Genomic DNA, 3,152 nt, shown 5'->3' on the forward strand with positions numbered 1-3,152 from the left:
ATACCTTCAGTAAAGAAGAAGGCAAACTCATTGGTAACTGGATTGATGACCACGACGAAGATTTAAGCTGGGATCAAATTGATTATCCGTGGGAGTTGGCAAATTTTCCATGGTGTTCGGTCAAAAAGCACGAACGCGATATATTGATGGCAGAATGGTTCCAAAACCGTTCCCTTTATCTCGCTTTAAGAGATATCGATAACACTCTAATTGGGTTTCGCCGCTGCTATGCTGTAGCGCCTGTCGAACCAGCTTTGGAGGGTGTTTATAGCCATTGTGGCAACAAATTTAGTCCTTCGAAAACTGGCACCATGCTGTTTCTTGCAGCGCGCACCGATTTTCGGGATGTTGAAGACAAACAAGCCGCCTCTGTTTCCCTTCTCGTTCATGGCACTGTGGCAGAACAGACACCTCCTGGCAAACTTTGGTGTGACGAGGGTGAACTAAAGGGTGGTGTAGAGATCCTTAAAACACCGATCAACATTTCTTTGCGCGCAGATGTTCGCGAACAATTCAAGATTTTATTGAGGTTTTAATATGAAGCATGAAAGTGGTTTACCCTTTGCAATTGACAGATCTCGCGGCAAAGAGGAACAACAAAGCGTTGTCTTTTATGGCACGCGTCCGTTTATTCAAAGTGGTGAACTGAACGAAGTTCAAACCATCATAAGGGGACGGCATGACCGCTTGGGGCGCCTTGTGGCACAAGAAGGAGACCGCGTTGAACGAGCAGATGCTTTTGTCAATAAAGAGACAAGAACCGTCACGTTGACAGACGGTAAGATTTATATCGCAGGCGATATTTTCCCCGTTGCAGAAGCTGTACTCAATAATGTTGCCATGGTTGGACGGATGGAAATCGGTGTAAAACTGCAAAAAAAATGGATCACCCATGAAGAGGACCCACAGCTCTTAGGGCAAGTTCCGGGGTCTTTAGCAGAAGGAGAGCCTGGTGCCGCCCGTGAGGTGGCAAAACTTGTCTGGGCTCTCAAAGATGATGGGCAGCAAGGCACATTTTTTCCGGTCTATATTTTACAAGATGGTGTTCTCATTGATCAAAAATCACCCTCACTGCTTGAACCAGCCATGCAAGCCATTGCGACGTATGACCGCGCCCATGGACATTATATCGTGAATGGTTGCCGTGTGACAGCTTTGGGGCAAGAGGGACAAAAGCAAGTGTTCAGTATCCAAGAGGGAGAAGCCAATATCAATGGTTTTAAACGCAAACGCTTAGCCGCTTTGCGCCATGAAGAGATGGAAGACTTTTCAACAAGCGCAGTTCCTAGTGAAACTCATATTTTTGCGCCCCCAAAAGGCAAAACAAGCTTTACCTTTAAAACCTATTATGCACCCATTGCCGATGTTCATTCTATTTTATTAACGAAAGAAAAAACCGTTAACGTGACCCGCGGGGCTATTACATCTGGGCGTGACGGCGTTCCTGACAAAAGTATCACTGCTTTTCTTAAAATTATCCAAGGAGGTAAGGAATTTAAAGAAGGCAAGGACTTTAAAAAAACCGGAGATACCATTGATTGGGCTCCCGTTGGAGATGAACCGTTACCGGGAAGCAGCTATACGGTGACCTATCGATACCGCGCAAGTGTGAAGGCTGATAAAGTGACAGCGCAAGAAATCACTGTCTCAGGTGGCGCGATGAACGGTGATATTATTGTGAATTACTCTTACAAACTCCCCCGCATTGACCGTATTGGTCTCAATACTGGGGGCGATGTTGTCTATATCAAAGGGGTTTCGGCAGACCAACCCATGGCGCCAAGCGTTCCTGAAGATGTGCTCTCCCTTGCCACCATTACCAATAACTGGATTCATGTACCGCATGTGAAAAATGATGGCACACGTGTTGCCCCCTATGATGAGATGTGGCGCTATTTTCAACGCGTACTCTCCCTTGACCGCTTGATGCAATTAGAGCGCATTAAAAGCAATGTGGATTCTAAAGAGCCTGTTGCCAAAAAAGGCATGTTTGCAGATCCTTTTCTCGATGACAGTTATAGAGATGAAGGTTTTGAACAAACAGGGGCTGTGGGAAACGGTATTTTACAGCTTGCTATTGATCCAACATTCTATACCGCCCCCTTGAACGCCCCTGTCACGCTTGACTGGACCAATGAAGTGATCATTGCGCAAGAATTGACAACCGCTTGCGAAAAGATCAATCCTTATCAAAATTTTGCGCCCCTCCCTGGTACAGTCACCCTTACCCCCGCGACAGATTTTTGGCATGTTGAGCGCACTGATTGGCTCTCTGGTGTGACCAATCAACTGAATATGGGCTGGAACCGTGGGAGAAGCATCGTTAAGACAGAAATCAGCGATGATTTGGTGAATACAACGAGGGAGCAAATCGACTTTTTAAGGCAAATTAAGCTGAATTTTAAGATTGAAGGCTTTGGCAGTGATGAAATCTTGGACAGTCTTACCTTTGATGGCGTGAATGTCTTACCCAAAAGCCGTCTTGTTGCCGATAGCAAAGGCACCCTTGAAGGGAGTTTCAAGATTCCTCCAAACATTCCTGCTGGGACAAAAAATATGATCGCACGAGGGAAAGGTGGAACAACAGCAACGGGACTTTTTACCGGTCAAGGGGTGATTGATGTAAAAGTAATGCGGCGTACCACCACCGTAAAAATCTGGACGCAAGTAGACCCGCAAGCCCAAGTCTTTACCCCCGATGAAACACGGCAAATCACCGGCATTGATTTTCATCTTTGTAAAATAGGCAATCAAGCCCATGATCTCGTCATTGATTTGGTCACTACCGAAAACGGCTATCCCACGGCTGATATTCAAGCCCAAACCTCCTATTCCATGAAGGGCGCTAAAACTGGTTGGGCTGGCGCACGCTACGCTGTTCCTTTGTTAGTGCCCGATGATCGTCTCACTGCTTTTGTGCTTAAAACTGATGATGGAGATCATTCTGTTTCTCTCGCCAAACTTGGAGATTTTGATAAAGGCAACCAAAGATATGTTTCAAGCCACCCTTATGTGACGGGTCCACGCTTTTCCTCTGTTAATGCGCAGAGCTGGACAGCGCACCAAGATGAAGCCTTGGCATTTCGGGTGTTGGCCGCCCGCTACAGACAAACAGAAAAAACGGTGGATTTAGGCACCTTTGATCTTGTGGA

1 protein-coding gene and 1 pseudogene are annotated in these 3,152 nt (G+C 46.4%); both read left to right on the forward strand.

Features of this window, described 5'->3' with window-relative positions:
• Positions 1-536, forward strand: a pseudogene (locus tag BN202_RS08680) (phage tail protein); the annotation flags it as partial.
• A 1-nt stretch (position 537) separates the two neighbouring features.
• Positions 538-3,152 (forward strand): DUF4815 domain-containing protein (locus tag BN202_RS08685; RefSeq protein WP_019220257.1); only part of this gene is annotated, 2,615 nt, incomplete at its 3' end.

The organism is Bartonella florencae (assembly GCF_000312525.1).
GTDB lineage: Bacteria > Pseudomonadota > Alphaproteobacteria > Rhizobiales > Rhizobiaceae > Bartonella > Bartonella florencae.